Here is a 16,327-nt window from a genome sequence, read left to right on the forward strand (position 1 = left end):
GTCGGATCGGGTAGGCGCGCCGCGGCGGCCCCGCGTGGCCGTCCCGCGCTCCGTGCGGCCCGCCCCGGGCGTTCCGCGACGGCGGTCGCGCCCCCGCCCGGGCCCCTGCCGCCGCCGGGCGTCCTCCGACCAGAAAGGCCCGTCCGACATGACCGCGCAGTCCCCCCTCGGCCCCGACACCGAGCCCGCCGCCCTCTTCGACCTCGCGCAGCAGCTGCGCGTCGACGCCGTCCGGACCAGCACCTCGGCCGGCTCCGGGCACCCCACCTCCAGCCTGTCGGCCGCCGACCTGATGGCGGTGCTGATGACCCGCCACCTGCGCTACGACTGGCAGGCGCCCGACAACCCCGAGGCCGACCACCTGGTGTTCTCCAAGGGGCACGCCTCCCCGCTGCTGTACGCGATGTTCAAGGCCGCGGGCGCCATCACCGACGAGGAGCTGATGACCACCTACCGGCGCTTCGGCCAGCGCCTCCAGGGCCACCCCACCCCGGAACTGCCCTGGGTCGACCTGGCCACCGGCTCGCTCGGCCAGGGCATCGCCTGCGCCGTGGGCATCGCCCTGGCCGGCCGCGACCTGGAGCGCCGCGACTTCCGGGTGTGGGTGCTGTGCGGCGACAGCGAGACCACCGAGGGCTCCGTCTGGGAGGCCCTGGACAAGGCCGGCCGCTACCGCCTCGCCAACTTCACGGCGATCATCGACGTCAACCGCCTCGGCCAGAGCGGCCCCACCGAGCTCCAGTGGGACACCGACGCCTACGCCCGCCGGGTCGAGGCGTTCGGCTGCCGGGCCCTGGTCGTCGACGGCCACGACCTGGAGGCCGTCGACCGGGCGCTGACCACCGCCGCCGACGGCTCCGCGCCCACCGTCGTGATCGCCCGCACCGTCAAGGGGCAGGGCGTCCCGGAGGTCGCCGACCAGGAGGGCTGGCACGGCAAGCCGCTGCCCCCGGACATGGCGCGGCGGGCCGTCGCCGAACTGGGCGGGGAGCGCGACCTGCGGGTGCGCGGACCCCAGCCCCCGCACGCCGGGCCCACCATCAAGGCCGACGCCCCCGAGGTCGAGCTGCCGCGCTTCGAGAAGGGCGAGGAGGTCGCCACCCGGGTCGCCTTCGGCAAGACCCTCGCCGCGCTCGGCGCCCGCCCCGAGGTGGTCGCGCTGGACGCCGAGGTCGGCAACTCCACCCACGCCGAGGACTTCGCGAAGGCCCACCCCTCCCGCTACTTCCAGAGCTACATCGCCGAACAGCAGATGGTCGCCACCGCCGTCGGCATGGCGGTGCGGGGGTTCCGGCCCTACGCCACCACCTTCGCCGCCTTCCTCACCCGCGCCCACGACTTCATCCGGATGGCCGCCGTCTCCCAGATCACCATGTCGCTGTGCGGCACCCACACCGGTGTCGAGATCGGTGCCGACGGGCCCTCCCAGATGGGCCTGGAGGACCTGGCCATGATGCGCGCCGTCCGCGGCTCCACCGTCCTCTACCCGGCCGACGCCACCGCCGCCGCCGCCCTGACCGCCGCGATGGCCGACCTGCCCGGCATCTCCTACCTGCGCACCACCCGCGGCGCCTACCCCGTGCTGTACGGCCCCGAGGAGCGGTTCCCGGTCGGCGGCTCCAAGACGCTGCGCCACGGCGCCGACGACCGGGTCACGCTGATCGGCGCCGGAGTGACCCTCCACGAGTGCCTGGCCGCCGCCGAGCTGCTCGCCGAGGACGGCGTCCCCGCCCGGGTCCTCGACCTGTACAGCATCAAGCCCGTCGACACCGACGCCCTCGTGCGCGCCGCCCGCGAGACCGGGGCCCTGGTGGTGGTCGAGGACCACCACCCCGAGGGCGGCCTCGGCGAGGCCGTGCTGTCCGCGCTGGCCGCGGAGGACGCCCACCCGGCCGTCACCCACCTCGCCGCCACCGGCCTGCCGGGCTCCGGCACCACCGAGGAGCTCCTGCGCGCCGCCGGCATCTCCCGCGAGGCGATCGCCGACGCGGCCCGCACCCTGGCCGCCCGTACCCTCGCCGGCCACCGGCGCTGACCGCGCCCCCGCCGACGGCCGCGTCCCGGGGGACACGGCCGAGGGGCCGCCACCTCGGGTGGCGGCCCCTCGGGGCGGGGGACGGGACCGGTCAGCCGCGCTCGATGTCCCCGGAGCGGGAGGGGACGGCGTCCAGGGCGGCCAGCGTCGCCCCGTCCAGGACCAGGGCCCCGGCGGCGGCGTTGGCCCGCAGGTGGTCCGGGTCGGCGGTGCCGGGGATGAGGAGCGTGTTCGGGGCGTGGTGGAGCAGCCAGGCCAGGCCGACCTGCGCGGGGGAGGCGCCGAGCGCCCCGGCCGCGGCGAGGACGGCGGGCTCCTCGACGACCTTCGGGATGCCCGGGTACGCGCCGCCGAGCGGGAAGTACGGCACCCAGGCGACGCCCTCGGCGCGGCACAGCCGCAGCAGGTCCTCGTCCTCGCGCGACACCAGGCTGTAGGCGTTCTGCACGCAGGCGACGCCCGCCGGGAGGGCCCGGCGCAGCTCGTCGGCGCCGACGCTGCTGAGGCCCAGGGCGCCTATCTTGCCCGCGTCGCGCAGCTCGGTCAGCACGGCGAGCTGGTCGTCCAGGTCGACCACCTGGTCGCCCTCGGCGCGCAGCCCGGGGCCGTGGCTCGCGCGGCGCAGGTTGACCAGCGGAATCCGCTCCCACCCGAGGCTGCGGAGGTTGTCCTCGACGGCGGCGCGGAGCTGTTCGGGGCGCTGGGCCAGGCGCAGCGGGATCGGGCCGTCGGCGGGCTCGGCGCCGACCTTGCTGGCGACCAGGACGTCGTCCCGGGCGGTGAACGCGGCGCCGATCGCCTCGTTGGCGGAGCCCGCGCCGTAGAACTGGGCGGTGTCGACGTGGTCGATGCCCAGGTCGGCGGCGGTGCGCAGCAGGGCGACGGCGGCGGTGCGGTCCAGGCGGCGCAGCTGCATGGCGCCGAAGCCGACCCGGGAGACGGTGCGGCCCGCGAGCGTGCCGGGCCCGCCGGCCCGTTCCGCGCCGGCGGCGGTGAACTGCGGGGACCCGAGCGTGGAGGACATGGCGATCTCGCTCCCGTGAGACGATGGAGGTAAACGGAGGAACTCCGTTACCGCCACCGTAGCACTAACCGGAGGGACTCCGTTTTGGCTTCTCCCGACCCCGCCGCTTCCGGCTCCGCCGCCTCCGACCCCGCAGCCCCCGGCTCGGGCGCTTCCGGCTCCGCCGTCCCCGGCTCCGCCGTCCCCGGCTCGGGCGCCCCCGGCCCAGGCGCTTCCGGATTGCCCACGGCCGGGAGGCCGCCCCGGGCCGACGCCCGGCGCAACCGCGAACGGCTGCTCGTCGTCGCCCGGGACGCCTTCGCCGCGACCGGGGGCACGGCCACCCTCGACGCCATCGCCCGCGAGGCCGGCGTCGGCATCGGCACCCTCTACCGGCACTTCCCCACCCGCGAGGCGCTCGTGGAGGCGATCTACGCCAGCGAGCTCGACGCCGTGGTCACCAGCGCGCCCGCCCTGCTCGCCCAGCTGCCGCCCGAGGCGGCGCTGCGCGCCTGGATGGACCGCTACGCCGCGTTCTTCGCGGCCAAACGCGGCATCTCCGAGACCCTCCGGGCCGGCCGCGCCTCGGGCACCATCGCGACCCCGGCCGCCCGGGAGCGGATCACCGCGGCGATCGCCGCGATCCTGGACGCCGGGGCGAAGGCCGGTTCGCTGCGCGACGACGTGCCCGCCGAGCGGGTCACCATGATGCTCCTGGGCGTCTTCCTCTCCGCCTCGGCGAGCAACGACCCCGAGCTGACCGGCCCGCTCCTCGACCTCGTCGCGGACGCCCTGCGCCCCGTCGCCCGACCGGGCCTCCCGCCTCGCTCGGGAGGACCGGCTCGCGGGGGCGGTCAGGCGGTGGGGGAGCCCCAGTAGCCGGGGTCGGCGGCCTGCCGCCCGCGCAGGTCCTCGCGGACGGCCGCCGCCAGGCGCAGGGTGTCCTTGCGGCAGACCCGCGCCCCGATCACCGCACCGGCCAGCAGCGGGGCGAGGGTCGGCAGCCGGCGCAGCCCCGAGCGGGTCAGGCGCTTGCTCACCTGCCGGCGCAGCGCCGCGCTCCGGTTCAGCGCCAGCAGCGCTCCCGGGCGGGTCAGGTCCAGGCCGCGGCCCTCGCTCCACACCGCCAGGTACGCGTACGAACGCTGTCGGGCGGACCCGGCCGGGACCTGGCCGTAGACCGCGTACAGCTCGGCGATCAGCTTCAGCTCGATCGCCGCGGAGGCCAGCAGCTCGGACGCCAGCTCGACGGGCATCGCCAGCGGCACGGGCATCATCGCCACCGTCCCGGCGCCCGCGCCGACCGCCGTCGAGGCCCGGGCCGACCCGGCGACGAGCAGGTCGGCCAAGTCCTCCGGGGTGCGGGCCCCGGGATGCTGGGAGCGCAGCGTGGCCAGGTCCCGGACCGGAATCCGCGGGGCCGCGTCCAGCAGGCGCTCGGTCAGCATCCGCAGGCCGCCGCGGGAGCCCGCCCCGAGCCGTCGGCCGCTGCGGCCCAGGCTGCGGCCCAGACTGTGTCCCAGCCGCCGGGCCAGCGTGCCCATCCGGCGCGTCGGCCCGCCCCGGGAGCCGCCCTTCTCCTCGACCTCCACCTCGGCGGCGATCCGCGCCAGCTCCTCCGTCACCTCCTGCGCGAGTGCGTCCGGCTCCCCGGGGGAGCGCTCCGGCAGATCCGGCTCACCGATCGGCACCATGTGCTTCCCTCCACCTCTGCCCCGCCCGCCCGGCTGCCCGGCGGGCGGTGGGTGTCCGGGCACGGACCTTCCCCCTTCGTGTGCCCGCCCCCGGCCCGCGCAGTCCCCGGCCGGTCCCGGTCGTCCCGGCGCCGGGCGGAGCAGGACGGGCAGCACCGCGTACCCGGCCCTCAGGGCCGGCGGGGGCGCCGCCTCACCAGGCGAAGATCCGTCCGACGGCGAAGCCGATGCAGGACGCGACCATCACGACGATGATCAGCAGGGGAATCCAACCGGGCCAGGCCGTGTGCAGTTCCACGGACTCGGGCGTGGAGATGGCGTGCGTCGTGGAGGCCTCGCACTCGGGCGTCTCGGTCGGCAGGGAGTGGCCGGCCAACTGCACCGGGGCGGGAACGGGGTGGCTGACTGACATGGCGTCCTCCGATGTCCGAACACCTTGGTGCGCTGCTCTGTTGCTTCCCTTCCACGGTCCACCCGACGCGGCCCATGCGCAAAAGCCGCCCGGCGCACCGAACGAGGACGGACGGGCGGGCGGGCGGGGCCGGGCCCGGGACGGGGCCGGGCAGGTCGCGGCGCGGACGGTTCAGCTCGGGGTGGCCTGGGCGCCGATGACGCCCCAGCCGGCGTCGCGGGCGCGCTGCCAGACGGGCACCAACCCGTCGAGCAGGGCGGCGGCGTCCGCGTCCTGGACCTCGTCGAGCACGGCGCGCAGCCGCTGTTCGGCGGCCGCCCGCTGCGCGGGGTCGAGGGAGAGCGCCGCCGCGACACCGGGCAAGGTGTCGCGGACCCGGCCGGGGGACAGCACGAAGTGGCCGAACCAGCCCGGCAGCGCCGCGAACCGCTCAGGGCCCAGGGCGTGGGCGAGACCGACGGCCGGGTAGCCCTTGCGGCACGAGGCCGCGAGGGACGGGCCGGACTCCGCGTGGGCGTTCCACACCTCGTAGAGCAGGTCGAGGTGCTCGTCCAGCAGGTCGGGAGCGGCCAGGTCGTACTGCTCCGGCACGCAGCGCAGATCGAGCTCCCCGCGCCGCCACCGCTCGAACCCTCCCTGCCCGGCGGCGGCCTGACCTTCGATCAGCGGCCCCAACCGGGGGCGCACCTCGGCGACGACCGAACCGGGCACCGCCATGACGATCCACCACCCCGTGACACTCATGCCCACAGGCTACGCAGCGCCCGCCGCCCGCTCAGCTCCTCCGCTCGCCCAGGACGCAGAACTAGATGTTCTGGAGTGAGACATGGTACGGCGCTACTGGTCAGGGAGTCGGACACTGCGGTTGACGGGCGACTCTCGCTCCCTACACGGGACATGGGAGACGTACCTACTGACTTCGGCTCGTCAGGGTGACGTTGTGGTGTCGAGGGCCAGGCCGGTGCCAGCTATGAAGCCGTCGAGGGTGTCGGGCCGGTACTGCAGGCGCTTGAGTCGGTTGCGGACGAGGGCTTCGAGGCGGTCGAGGGCCATGACGGCGAGGTTGGCGAGGCTGTGCTTGACGTGTGCCCAGACCCGTTCGACGGGGTTGAGGTCGGGCGCGTAGGCGGGAAGGAGGAAGACCGTCAGCCAGGTGCGCTGGGAGATCAACTCGCGTATGGCGTGGGAGACATGGGTGTTCAGGCGGTCCCGGACCAGCACGATCGGCGCCTTGACGAGGTGGTGGACGCCGTCGACCAGGGCGATGAAGTCGCGCTCGCCCATGCTGCGGCGCTGACCCCTGCCCGCGGGGTGGGTGCGCAAGCGGTGGCACAGCCTGGTGCGCGAGCCCGGCCGCATGGCGATCAGTCCCGCCACGGACAGGCATCCCGAGCGGTGACCGCTGACGGTCACGACCAGGGTGCGGCCTCGCCGGCCCCAGGTACGTCCCCTGAGTGGCCGGCGGGTGAAGCCTGCCTCGTCCTCGAAACAGATGTAGCCCCCGCAGGCCGCCCGGGCGCTTTTACCTCCGCCCAGGTCACCTCCTTCCAGGCGGTGACGGCCTGCTCGTCCCGCTCGGCCACCCGCCGCGCGGGACCTGCGGGCTGAAGCCGAGCCTGTGCATCAGCCGCGTCGCCCCGGACACGCTGTAGGAAACGTGGAACTTCCGCCCGATCAGCGTGGTCACCCGCGAAGCGGTCCACACCTGGTCCTCCACCCAGCCGTATGCCGCCGGACCCTGGTCCAGATACGCGGCGCGCTTGGCCGGACAGCGCGGCGACAGGCGGCACCGCGACCCGCCCGGACCGCGAGAGGCCAGAGCCTGCACGCCACCGCCGCGCCACAACTGGTGCCACTGGTAGGCCGACTTCGAACTCACCCGCAGGCGCCGGGCCACCTCCGCCGGCTTGACCTCCTGCTCGAACAACTCGGCCGCCTACACCCGCACCGACTCCCGACGCAGCCGTCCCGCGCCGGTCAGCCCGCCCCCATCCGCATACCTCACACACCACCGCATACAGCTGCCGCAACGAGCTCGTCAGCCGATTCGGGACATTTCACCCTGACGAGCCGAAGTCAGTAGCCAAGCGGCCGTCCATCGTTGAGGAAGCCCGGACGTCCGCTTTCCAGCGCCTGCATTGCAGCACGGAACCGCGGCACAAGTCGTTCGCGGAGTAGTGTCTCTGCCGTCGCCGGACTGACCATGGCCACCTCGGTCAGCTCCGCATCATGCGGGTGTAGGGACTGCGCGTGTGAATCCGAGATCACCCCGCCATCGAGAATGAAGGCCAACTGGTCGTCCCAGGGACCATGCGGCGGCACCCACTCCACTACGAGCAGGCCAAGAGGTGCGATGTCCAACCCAAGTTCTTCGCGCAGTTCGCGCCGCGCCGCGTCGTCGGGGGCTTCGTTGGCTTCCACCATCCCGCCAGGAAGGTCCCATCCGGGTTTGTAACCCGGGTTCACTACCAACACCATTCCGTCCGTGTTGCGGATGATCAGGTCCACCGCAACACGCTTCCGGGCTTGCTTGGCGTTGCCCTCGGCGAGATAGGCGTTCCACGCTTCTGGGTCATCGGGTGTTGGTGTGGTCCCCACTGCCGGATCCTTCCCTTGACGGCATGATGTCAGCCAGCAGCAGCGCACGGGTGCGGCGCGCCTGGTCGAAGTGCACCAGGTAGTCGCGGACCGACCCATGTGCCGCGTGTGGCTCTAGTGCATCACGGAAGCTGTCCAATTGGTGAACGACCCGAACGGACCCGAGAGTTGGACTGGTCGACAGCAGCTCGACTCCCACATGCAAGGCTTCTTCTAGCTCTCCGCGCTGAACGTACACCGTTGCGAGTGTAATTTTACTGAGGGCAAAGGACCGGGTACGACCGTGTTCCCGTAGACGCACCGCGCGTTCTGCGTGGTGTAGCGCATCGTCGTACCGGCCCAAGTCGGCGAACGTCAGTGCAGACTCGCTTGCCAGCGCAGCCTGATCAAAAGGGCTCAGCCATGGGTGCGTGTCGTCTGCTGCTGCCGCGAGTGCTTCGCGTGCTTGTTCCAGTGCTTGAGCAGCAGGACCTAGCCGTCCGAGCGTTGCAAGAGCACGGGCGTGCATGCTGTGAAGTCGAGCCGTGAGACTGGGCAGATGCGGCCCGCCATGCGCAAGCTGCATTCCCAACAGAGCCCAATGCGTTGCCTGTTGGGGATTGCCAGACTGTAGCGACAGGTGACTGCTGCTGGCAGCTACGTGCGCTGCGAAAGCTGTATCGCCCGAGGCCTGTGCGAGAGGGAGCGCTGTTGCAAAGTGCCGTGCCGCCAGGTGGTCCTGGCCGGAGTCGTGAGCCATCCAGCCTGCCATCTCGGTCAACGCCGCTGCGGCGCCGAACACCGCGGGACCGCTACCGCTTAGCAGCCGAGGGGCAACGCTGTCAGACAGATGCCGGACAACAGCACTGTACAGCCGACCACCCCCGCTAGCGCGGTCGGCTAAACGGAACGCATCCATGGCCGCCAGGTCGTCTGTATCGGCTAGAACTTCTGGCATCGGTGTCGCGCGCGGGGGTTGGGCGACCGGCTCCCACGGACGTGCAGCGAGGCCCAGCAGCGCACCTGGGATCCCGAAGGCATCGGCAAGCTGCTCGAACATCGACAGCTTCTCGACGCGGACTTTGCCCTTGACGTAGTCGTACAGGCGACCCTGCGAGATATTCGCAGCAGCAGCGAGACGACGTGTGCTGATACCCCGCTTGTTCAGCAGCTCGAACAAAGCGCCTATGTCGCGCGCCCGCAGGATGGCGCGCATTCGTTCGTCGCCGAGTAGACCCGCCACCACATCGCGCGGGTCCGGTTGCTGGTGGTCCACCGCTTCGCTCCCCGAAGAATGAACCCCGATCGTACGCCCACACCTAGTCGCCAGACTCCAACTTGGAGTCACCACCATGGAGTCTCCCGCCCTCCCAGACCCGTCGTTGAATCACTACGACAGGCAAGCCACTGATCACCAGTCGGGAGGCACCACGTGATCTACTCGCCCGAACAGTTCCGCCAACAGGGGCGGTCCACCGCGCAGGACGTTGGCCGCAACCCGCTGGACGACTACGACCCGGAGGTGAATCAGCGGGTCGGAGCCGGACGCCCGGTCGGCTGGGGCGCGTGCAGGTGCCCCCGCCCGAAGTGCCCGCACCGCCCGGAGGCTGCGGCGTGACGGGCTCCGTTCCCGCGCGCCCCGGGGTCCTGGCGAAGCTGGTCCCGGACACCCGCAGCGACGTCCAATCGCCGGCCTACACCCTGGTGTGCCAAAGCGAGTCCGAGGACGGCATCCGGTGCGGTGATGTCTCCGTCGACTTCAACGACCTTGAGCAGGTGCAGGGTTGGGTGTGCGTGCACATGATGCGCTACCCGGACCACCGGTCGTTCCGCATGATCGCGGACGTGCCGATGGTGGCGGTTCCGGAGGTGGAACCCGAATGACCAAAGTGACGTTGGCGACGGGCGTGCTGGTGCTCGGGGTATGCGTCGTGCCCGGGGGTGCACTGCTCGGGTTCGCGCTGTCGATGCCCAACGAGTGGCCCCGATGGCTGGTCGCGCCCCTCGCCCTGGCGCTCGCCCTGATCGGCGCGTCGTCCGGCCCGGACTGGATCGAAGCGTGGCAGCGCCGACGGCACGCGGCGGCGCGGGTCCGGCACGCACTCCGCAGCGGCGGGGAGGTGGTGCGGGTGGAGTACGCCCGCGCCGAGGGTTTCCTGCTGGAGATCGAGGGCACGGCGGACGACCACTACGTCCCCGAGGACGATGCCGTAAAGCTCACCCGGCAGTGTGCCGAGGACGCCGCGCGCAAGTCGCTGGGCATCCCCGCGAACGTGCCGGTGAAGCTGGTCATTTCGTCGACTGACGCATGGCTGCTGGAGGAAGCGCGCGGCACCGTCGTGCCGGTCGAGGACTGACCCCTGACCTTCCGGAGCGACTTCCCGCGCTCCGGAGCCCCCCGCCGGTTCAATCCCGGCGGGAAGGGTGCGCCCGACGGGGCGTGCCAGGGTGCCCCGGTCCGTCGTCGGAGGGGGCCGGGGCACCCGCACCCTCTTTCTGTCCCTCGTGCAAAGACCCCGAAAGGCATGGACTGTGATCAGCGTTCGCCGGCTCCGGCTCCGGAGCCGACGCCTGTTTCTGTTGCGCCGGACCACGTGGTGCTTCTGGCGCCTCCGTCTCAAGTCCGCGTTGACCCCGCGCCGTATCCGCGACAGGCAGACCGAAGCCGGGGTGCAGCGCATCCTGTCCGACCCGCGCTATGCGGACGCCCTCGCCAAGCTCGGGTGCCGCCCGGACACCTAGAAACTTCCGTTCCGGTGGACGGGGAAACTCTTCCCCTCCGGAGCGGCGCACCACCGCACACCCCGGACGTCGATCGGCATCCGGGTCCGCATCGAGGCAAGGAAGGGCAGGAATGAGCACTCCTGTGCCCGGTCCCAGCCATCCGCCTGTCCCCGGCCCCATGCCGCCGGGCAGCAGCACCACCGTGGCGACGTAACCAGCACCACGTCAACCAGAAGGAGAGTCACCCATGGGTTGGGGAACCGGCAAGGGCGGAAGCAGCGGCGGCGGATCGGGAGGCAACGACGGGGGCGGTGGCCGGCACGGGGGTAAGAAGGACCCCGGCACGTCCGCCCCGAACCCCGACAGCCAGAAGAGCAAGCCGGAGCCTAAGCACAAGTGACGAACGAACAGCACAACGAGTCGGAGCAGGCCGCCGCGCGCAGTCTGCTCCGCTCCATCGCTACGGATCTCGGCCACCCGGTGGCCCCCGAATGGGTGGCGGCGGTCGAGTCGGTGCCCCGAAAGTTGTTCCTCCCAGATCTGATCTGGCTGGAGAACGGGAGCGGCGGCTACACGCTCTGCAACCGGAAGACGGACCCGGACCGCTGGAACGCTGCGGCCTACGCCAACGCCTCCATGGTGACGCAGGTCAACGACGGGAAGGACCCCGGCGACGACCCGTGGCCGTCGTCGTCCGCTTCCGCCCCCGCGATCGTCTTCCGCATGCTGGAGATGCTCGACCTCCACGACGGCGCGAACGTGCTGGAGATCGGGACCGGCACCGGGCTGACGGCCGCGTACATGAGCCACCGGCTCGGCTCCGAGAACGTGGTAACCGTCGAAGTCGACCCCGAAGTCACCGTGCTTGCCCGCGGCAGTCTGGCGCGGGCCGGGTTCCACCCGGAAGTGGTCTGCGGGGACGGCACGCGCGGGTGGGGCCTGCGGGCTCCGTACGATCGGGTGTCGGTGACCTGCGCCCTGCGGAGCGTCCCGGCCGCGCTGATCGAACAGACCAAGCGCGGAGGGAAGATCCTCACCCCCTGGGACAACCCGTGGGTCTGCTGGGGCCTACTGCTGCTGACCGTCACCGGGGGCGGCCACGCGGAGGGTCGGTTCAGCCCGTACAGCGCCTTCATGCTCGCCCGCAACCAGCGGACGGATCTGCGGATCTACCGGGACGTGGTGCGCGACGAGCACGTACCCGAGGAGTCGCGTACCGACCTGCCCGCCCACGACATCGCTTCGGACGGGTGGGAGTTGGCGTTCACCCTCGGGGTGCTGCTCGGCGACGTGTGGAAGGCGTGGGACAACGACCCGGACGTCGACGGGGTCGCCCGCCGACTCTGGCTCGCCACCACGGATGCGACGTCGTGGGCGGCCGTGGACTGGGCGGGTGAGGGGCCGGACGGGTTCACCGTGTGGCAGTACGGCGAACGGCGCCTGTGGGACGAGGTGGCCGAGGGGTACACCTGGTGGCACGCCCAAGGGGAACCGGGGCCGGAGCGCTTCGGGCTGACCGTCACCCCGGACGGCACGCATCGGTTCTGGCTCGACCGCCCGGAGAACACCGTTCGAATTCGGAGCGAGCTGGGCTAGGCCGTACCTACCGGATATCGCGGGGGTCCGACCCGCTTCCCTGGTGCGACAAGTCGGGGATGCGGTACCGGGCTCTGGAGTGCTGGGCGGTGCCGCCCGCGAAGTAGCCGCAGCAGACAGCAGAACGCCCCGTTCGGCCAAGTGCCGGGCGGGGCTTCGTCTTTGGTGCGTGACCTGCGGTAGTCTCAGAACTGGTAGTCAAGTGTGTTGGGGTCGAGCAGGGTCACCCAGTGCTGCTCGTCCTGCACGGTGTCGGCGCGCCGGGCGCCGAGGGACAGCAGCCGGGAGACCTCGGCCTCCTGGCCGTCGGGGTGGAGCCGGTTCTTCGCGGTCTTGCCCTCGGGGACGGGCACGAAGAGCAGCCCCGGCAGCCGGGCCGGCTCGGGCCGGATCTCGACGATCTCCTCGGTCTCGTCGACCACCACCCGGCCGAGGGCCTCGGCCCACCAGTGCCCGCGATCTGCTCGTGGCATGGTCGGCCCGTGCGGGGGCAGCCGAGGTTCCGCAAGGCGATCGACGCACGCGGACAGAGGAGGCAGCTGTGACCAGCGGACTGTGGGGCTACCAGGAGGCCGAGGGGTACGCCGCGGGATCGGACCTGACCGGCTACCGGGTCGAGGCGACCGACGGCCACATCGGCAAGGTCGACAAGCACACCGAGGACGTGGACGCCGCCTACATCGTGGTCGACACCGGCCCGTGGATCTTCGGTCGCGAGGTGCTGCTCCCGGCGGGCACCATCACCCGGGTCGACCACGACGAGCAGACGGTGTTCGTGGACCGCTCCAAGGACGAGGTCAAGAACTCGCCCGCCCGCGACGCGGGCCACCACACCGACGACCCCGCCTACCGGGACCAGCTCGGCGGCTACTACAGCGGCGGCACGATCTGACCCACCCCTTGCCGGGCCCCGCGCCGTTCGCGCGGGGCCTCGCGCTGCTCCGGCGCCGCCCGCGCGGCCGGAAGACCGGCCCGTCGCGAGCCCGGATGCGTACGGCGGGGGGCTCGGCCTCAGGGGGGAGTCGGCCGAGCCCTTACCCGCCGCACCCGACGCCTGCCCCGGGATCCCGACTTCATGCCCCGCCCGAACGACAGCGGATTCGAGCGGACCCACTTCGCCCGGGTCGGCACCCCGGCAGCGCCCCCGGGCCCGGCCCGGCCGCCCGCCGGAGGCGCCTTTGCGCCGACCCTGCCCACGACGCCGACCCCGCTGATCACGCCCGCGCGGCACCCTGCTGTCCGGGGCGTCCGCCGTCGGCGAAGGCGGCGGTGTGTTCGGCGGCCCAGGTCGCGAAGGGCAGGGCCGGGCGGCCGAGCAGCCGGGTGACGGTGTCCGTGGTGGGGCCCGGCTCCCGCAGGCAGGCGGCGGCGTAGCCGATCAGCCGGTCCGGTACGTCCTCGGGCAGGCCCTGGGCGAGCAGGGCCCGGCGCAGCGCCTCGGGCGGGATCTCCTCGAAGCGGACCTCCCGGCCGAGGGCCGCGCCGATCAGGCGGGCCCGTTCGCGCTGGGTGAGCGACTGCGGGCCGGTGAGGGCGTAGGCCCGGCCTTCGTGGCCGGGGTCGAGCAGGGTGCGGACCGCGGCCTCGGCGACGTCCCGTTCGTGGACGGGGGAGGTGGCCGCCGCGGGGTGCACGCCGCGGACGGCTCCGGTGGCCCGGATCTGCGGGGCCCAGGCGAGCGCGTTCGCGGCGAAGTCGGCGCAGCGCAGGAACGTCCAGGCCGGTCCGGCGTCCCGGGCGGCCCGCTCCACCCGTTCGAACTCCTCGGCGAACCGCCGGTACCCGCCGCCGTACTCGACGGTGACCGCCGACAGCACGACGACCCGCCGCACCCCGTGCCGGGCGGCGAGCGCCAGGAGCTCGGCCGCGGCGCCGCCGACCGCGCGCGGGCTCAGCAGCAGCGCCTCGACGCCGTCGGTGCGGGCGAGGGCCGGTGCCAGCGAGTCCGGCCGCGAGGGGTCGCCGACGGTCCGCCGCGCGCCCGGGGGGACGGCGGCGGCGGGGTCGCGGGTGACGGCCAGCGTCTCGACGCCCCGGGCCGCCAGCAGCCGGGTCACCTCGCGTCCGATCGTTCCGGTCGCTCCGGTCACCATGATCATGTCCTGTTCCTTCCTTCCGTTCCAAGGTCGACCGCGGTTTGCTCGCGAAAATCTCAGGTCGGCTGCGACGGAGCCAACTCCCTTTGCAGGAAGGCGATCTGGGCCCGCACGGCCGGTTCGTGCGCCGCCAGGAACGGGGCGTAGTGGCTGCCGGGCAGGCGGAGCACCTCGGCGTGCGGCACGGCCCGGGCCGCACGGAGGGCCGGTCCGGGCAGGGCGCTGCTGTCCTGGTCGCAGACCACGACCAGCAGGGGGCAGCGGATCCGGTCGGCCGCCCGGCCGGGCCGGTAGGAGCCGATCTGCAGGGCGATCCGGGCGGCGACGGTGCGCTCCCAGCCGGTGTGGCGGCCGTCCGGGTCCAGGGCCCGGTCGGCGTCCGCCGCGTCGGCCGTGGTCAGCGAGGCGACCGCGCCGCGCGGCCCGGCGGTCGGGACGAGCAGCGGCGGGCGCCCGAGGAGCCCGCCGAGCAGGTCCGCGACGGCCAGGCCGAACAGCCGCAGGGCGGCGAGCGGGGCCATCGAGCGCAGGGCGTGCGGGGCGACCGCCCGGGCGTCGGCCAGCGGGGTCTGGGCGATCGCCGCGCCCAGCCCCGGGTGGTCGGCCGCGACCCGCAGCACGTGGCCGCCCCCGAGCGAGAAGCCCCAGACCGCGATCCGGCCGGGGTCGACCCCGGGCAGCCGGGCCGCGTGGGCGACGGCGGCGTCCCAGTCGGCGAGCTGCTCGTCGACGCGGACGACCTGCCGGGGCGTCCCCCCGCTGGCGCCGAAGCGCCGGTGGTCGAAGGCGAGCACCGAGAAGCCGGCCGCGTGGAACCTGGCGGCGAACAGGTCGGTGGCCGGTTCCTTGGTCACCGAGGTGCCGCCGGCCATGACCACGCAGCCGCCGTTGGTCCCCGGGTAGTGCCAGGCGGCGCACGTCGTGGTGCCGCTGGTGAAGCGCACTGCTGTCCGTCGTCCGGGAGCGGGCACCGGTACCTCCTGTGCGGATCGGATCGGATCGGATCGGGGCGGGACGGGCCGGGGCGGGTGCCGCGGTCCGGTCCGCCGGGCGCCCGGGCGGGGCGGTGTGGTGCGGCGGACGGGTTCCATCGTTCGGCCCCGGGGCCGGGAACGGGCCCCGCCGGGCCCCGGAATGGGCGAAACTCTCCTCCATGGCACGTGAATCGACGGATTCGGTCCTGAGCGGCACCGACCAGCGGCTGGTGGCGGCGCTCCAGTGCGACGGCCGGGTGAGCGCGGAGCGGGTGGCCGGGGCGCTCGGGCTCGGCGCCGCGGCCGTCCGCCGCCGGCTGCACGCGCTCACCGCGGACGGCACCCTGCGGGTGGTGGTCTCCCCGGTGGCGCGCCCGCGCCGGGGCGGGTCCGCCGGGGCGCTGTTCCTGCGGATCAGGGTCCTGCGCGGCCGGCTGGACCCGATCGTGGCCGCGCTCGCGGCCCGTGAGGACATCCCGTTCGTCGACGTCACCACCGCGGGCGACGAGATCTTCGCGGTCGCCCGCACCGAGCCGGGGTCGCGGGACCGGCTGGTGTTCCGTCAACTGCCCGCCACCGGCGCGGTGGAGTCCTGGGAGAGCGCGACGATCCTGCACGTGTTCCGGCTCACCTCGGAGTGGCGCCACCAGGTGCTCGACCCGGCCGAACGGGCGGCGCTCACCCCGCGCGACCCGGCGCCGGGGCCCGCACCCGCCCCGGGCCCGTACGGGGTCGAGGCCGACGCGCTGGAGCAGTGCCTGCTGGACGCCCTGGCCCCCGACGCCCGGGTGCCCGCGGCGGTCCTCGCCGCCCGCTGCGGCCACCCCGAGAGCACGGTGCGCCGACGGCTGGCCCGGATGGCCGCCGAGGGGCGGCTGGTCACCCAGGTGGTGGTCGACCCCCGCCGGCTCGGGCTGCCGATCGAGGCCAAGTTCCTGCTCCGGGTGGCCCCGGACCACCTGGACGCGACCGGCCGGGCGCTGGCCGCCCACCCGGCGGTGCACGGCGCCTTCGCCACCTCCGGGCCGTCGAACCTGCACGCCGCCGCGTACTTCCCGGACCTGGAGGCGCTCTACGGCTTCCTCTCCCGGGACCTGACCGGCCTGGGCATCACCCACGTCGAGACGGCCGTCGTGGGACACGCCGCGAAGCGGACCCCGGGGCCGGCCCCCACCCTGGAGAGCGCTCTCCCGCGATAGCGGGCAAGCGTCGGCGG

17 protein-coding genes and 1 pseudogene are annotated in these 16,327 nt (G+C 73.5%); 7 read left to right on the top strand and 11 right to left on the bottom strand.

Features of this window, described 5'->3' with window-relative positions:
• Positions 1-148 precede the first annotated feature (148 nt).
• Positions 149-2,035 carry a transketolase gene (locus tag HUT16_RS36695; RefSeq protein ID WP_176192314.1) on the top strand — a complete coding sequence of 629 codons (1,887 nt, stop codon included), beginning with the start codon at positions 149-151 and terminating at the stop codon, positions 2,033-2,035.
• A gap of 91 nt (positions 2,036-2,126) precedes the next feature.
• Here HUT16_RS36695 and HUT16_RS36700 read toward each other — a convergent pair whose 3' ends face one another.
• Positions 2,127-3,059: an aldo/keto reductase gene (locus tag HUT16_RS36700; protein ID WP_176192315.1), complete on the bottom strand. Its 933-nt coding sequence runs from the start codon at positions 3,057-3,059 to the stop codon at positions 2,127-2,129.
• A 219-nt stretch (positions 3,060-3,278) separates the two neighbouring features.
• Here HUT16_RS36700 and HUT16_RS36705 point away from each other — a divergent pair, with 219 nt between their 5' ends.
• Positions 3,279-3,917: a TetR/AcrR family transcriptional regulator gene (locus HUT16_RS36705; RefSeq protein ID WP_176192316.1), complete on the top strand. Its 639-nt coding sequence runs from the start codon at positions 3,279-3,281 to the stop codon at positions 3,915-3,917.
• Here HUT16_RS36705 and HUT16_RS36710 read toward each other — a convergent pair.
• The 7 genes and pseudogenes from HUT16_RS36710 to HUT16_RS36740 all read right to left on the bottom strand — a co-directional run bounded on the left by HUT16_RS36710 (position 3,893) and on the right by HUT16_RS36740 (position 8,997).
• Positions 3,893-4,732: a hypothetical protein gene (locus HUT16_RS36710; RefSeq protein ID WP_176192317.1), complete on the bottom strand. Its 840-nt coding sequence runs from the start codon at positions 4,730-4,732 to the stop codon at positions 3,893-3,895. The genes HUT16_RS36705 and HUT16_RS36710 overlap by 25 nt on opposite strands.
• 193 nt (positions 4,733-4,925) lie before the next feature.
• Positions 4,926-5,144, bottom strand: coding sequence for a hypothetical protein (locus HUT16_RS36715; RefSeq protein WP_176192318.1), 219 nt, complete (start codon positions 5,142-5,144; stop codon positions 4,926-4,928).
• 171 nt (positions 5,145-5,315) lie between these two features.
• The gene (locus HUT16_RS36720) at positions 5,316-5,888 is read right to left on the bottom strand and encodes a hypothetical protein (protein WP_176192319.1); all 573 of its coding nucleotides are present in this window, start codon (positions 5,886-5,888) and stop codon (positions 5,316-5,318) included.
• A gap of 183 nt (positions 5,889-6,071) precedes the next feature.
• Positions 6,072-6,638 carry a transposase gene (locus HUT16_RS36725; protein ID WP_176193066.1) on the bottom strand — a complete coding sequence of 189 codons (567 nt, stop codon included), beginning with the start codon at positions 6,636-6,638 and terminating at the stop codon, positions 6,072-6,074.
• A pseudogene (locus tag HUT16_RS36730) lies at positions 6,554-7,071 on the bottom strand (winged helix-turn-helix domain-containing protein). Before HUT16_RS36730 ends, HUT16_RS36725 begins: the two are co-directional and overlap by 85 nt.
• 149 nt (positions 7,072-7,220) lie before the next feature.
• On the bottom strand, positions 7,221-7,742 hold the full coding sequence (locus tag HUT16_RS36735) for an NUDIX hydrolase (RefSeq protein WP_176184187.1): 522 nt from the start codon (positions 7,740-7,742) through the stop codon (positions 7,221-7,223).
• On the bottom strand, positions 7,717-8,997 hold the full coding sequence (locus tag HUT16_RS36740) for a helix-turn-helix domain-containing protein (protein WP_254898178.1): 1,281 nt from the start codon (positions 8,995-8,997) through the stop codon (positions 7,717-7,719). Before HUT16_RS36740 ends, HUT16_RS36735 begins: the two co-directional genes overlap by 26 nt.
• A 338-nt stretch (positions 8,998-9,335) precedes the next feature.
• On the opposite strand from HUT16_RS36740, the gene HUT16_RS36745 reads away from it, so the two are divergent.
• The 3 genes from HUT16_RS36745 (at position 9,336) to HUT16_RS36755 (ending at position 12,041) form a co-directional block, all read left to right on the top strand.
• Positions 9,336-9,605, top strand: coding sequence for a hypothetical protein (locus tag HUT16_RS36745; RefSeq protein WP_176192321.1), 270 nt, complete (start codon positions 9,336-9,338; stop codon positions 9,603-9,605).
• A complete protein-coding gene (locus tag HUT16_RS36750; RefSeq protein WP_176192322.1) occupies positions 9,602-10,078 on the top strand; it encodes a hypothetical protein in 477 nt (158 codons plus the stop codon). The genes HUT16_RS36745 and HUT16_RS36750 overlap by 4 nt, the downstream gene beginning before the upstream one ends.
• Positions 10,079-10,841: 763 nt before the next feature.
• Positions 10,842-12,041, top strand: coding sequence for a methyltransferase domain-containing protein (locus HUT16_RS36755; protein WP_176192323.1), 1,200 nt, complete (start codon positions 10,842-10,844; stop codon positions 12,039-12,041).
• Between the two features lie 185 nt (positions 12,042-12,226).
• On the opposite strand, the gene HUT16_RS36760 is transcribed toward HUT16_RS36755, so the two are convergent.
• Positions 12,227-12,514 (bottom strand): VOC family protein, encoded by a 288-nt coding sequence (locus HUT16_RS36760; protein ID WP_176192324.1) that lies wholly within the window; start codon positions 12,512-12,514, stop codon positions 12,227-12,229.
• A gap of 68 nt (positions 12,515-12,582) precedes the next feature.
• Between HUT16_RS36760 and HUT16_RS36765 the strand changes: the two genes are divergently transcribed.
• Complete coding sequence (locus HUT16_RS36765) at positions 12,583-12,933, top strand: PRC-barrel domain-containing protein (RefSeq protein WP_176192325.1); 351 nt, start codon at positions 12,583-12,585, stop codon at positions 12,931-12,933.
• A gap of 322 nt (positions 12,934-13,255) precedes the next feature.
• Here the strand turns inward: HUT16_RS36765 and HUT16_RS36770 are convergent, their stop codons facing one another.
• Complete coding sequence (locus HUT16_RS36770) at positions 13,256-14,140, bottom strand: NAD(P)H-binding protein (RefSeq protein WP_176192326.1); 885 nt, start codon at positions 14,138-14,140, stop codon at positions 13,256-13,258.
• 53 nt (positions 14,141-14,193) lie between these two features.
• Positions 14,194-15,108 (bottom strand): alpha/beta hydrolase, encoded by a 915-nt coding sequence (locus HUT16_RS36775; protein ID WP_254898179.1) that lies wholly within the window; start codon positions 15,106-15,108, stop codon positions 14,194-14,196.
• 182 nt (positions 15,109-15,290) lie between these two features.
• On the opposite strand from HUT16_RS36775, the gene HUT16_RS36780 reads away from it, so the two are divergent.
• Complete coding sequence (locus HUT16_RS36780; RefSeq protein WP_176192328.1) at positions 15,291-16,310, top strand: Lrp/AsnC family transcriptional regulator; 1,020 nt, start codon at positions 15,291-15,293, stop codon at positions 16,308-16,310.
• The last annotated feature ends 17 nt before the right edge of the window (positions 16,311-16,327 follow it).

Origin of the sequence: Kitasatospora sp. NA04385 (assembly GCF_013364235.1) — a bacterium.
In the GTDB taxonomy this organism is placed as follows: domain Bacteria; phylum Actinomycetota; class Actinomycetes; order Streptomycetales; family Streptomycetaceae; genus Kitasatospora.

Coding starts and splice junctions, on each gene's coding strand:
- HUT16_RS36710 (WP_176192317.1), bottom strand. CDS start 4,732: ATGGTGCCGATCGGTGAGCCGGATCTGCCGGAGCGCTCCCCCGGGGAG.
- HUT16_RS36720 (WP_176192319.1), bottom strand. CDS start 5,888: ATGAGTGTCACGGGGTGGTGGATCGTCATGGCGGTGCCCGGTTCGGTC.
- HUT16_RS36780 (WP_176192328.1), top strand. CDS start 15,291: ATGGCACGTGAATCGACGGATTCGGTCCTGAGCGGCACCGACCAGCGG.
- HUT16_RS36700 (WP_176192315.1), bottom strand. CDS start 3,059: ATGTCCTCCACGCTCGGGTCCCCGCAGTTCACCGCCGCCGGCGCGGAA.
- HUT16_RS36695 (WP_176192314.1), top strand. CDS start 149: ATGACCGCGCAGTCCCCCCTCGGCCCCGACACCGAGCCCGCCGCCCTC.
- HUT16_RS36715 (WP_176192318.1), bottom strand. CDS start 5,144: ATGTCAGTCAGCCACCCCGTTCCCGCCCCGGTGCAGTTGGCCGGCCAC.
- HUT16_RS36760 (WP_176192324.1), bottom strand. CDS start 12,514: ATGCCACGAGCAGATCGCGGGCACTGGTGGGCCGAGGCCCTCGGCCGG.
- HUT16_RS36750 (WP_176192322.1), top strand. CDS start 9,602: ATGACCAAAGTGACGTTGGCGACGGGCGTGCTGGTGCTCGGGGTATGC.
- HUT16_RS36770 (WP_176192326.1), bottom strand. CDS start 14,140: ATGATCATGGTGACCGGAGCGACCGGAACGATCGGACGCGAGGTGACC.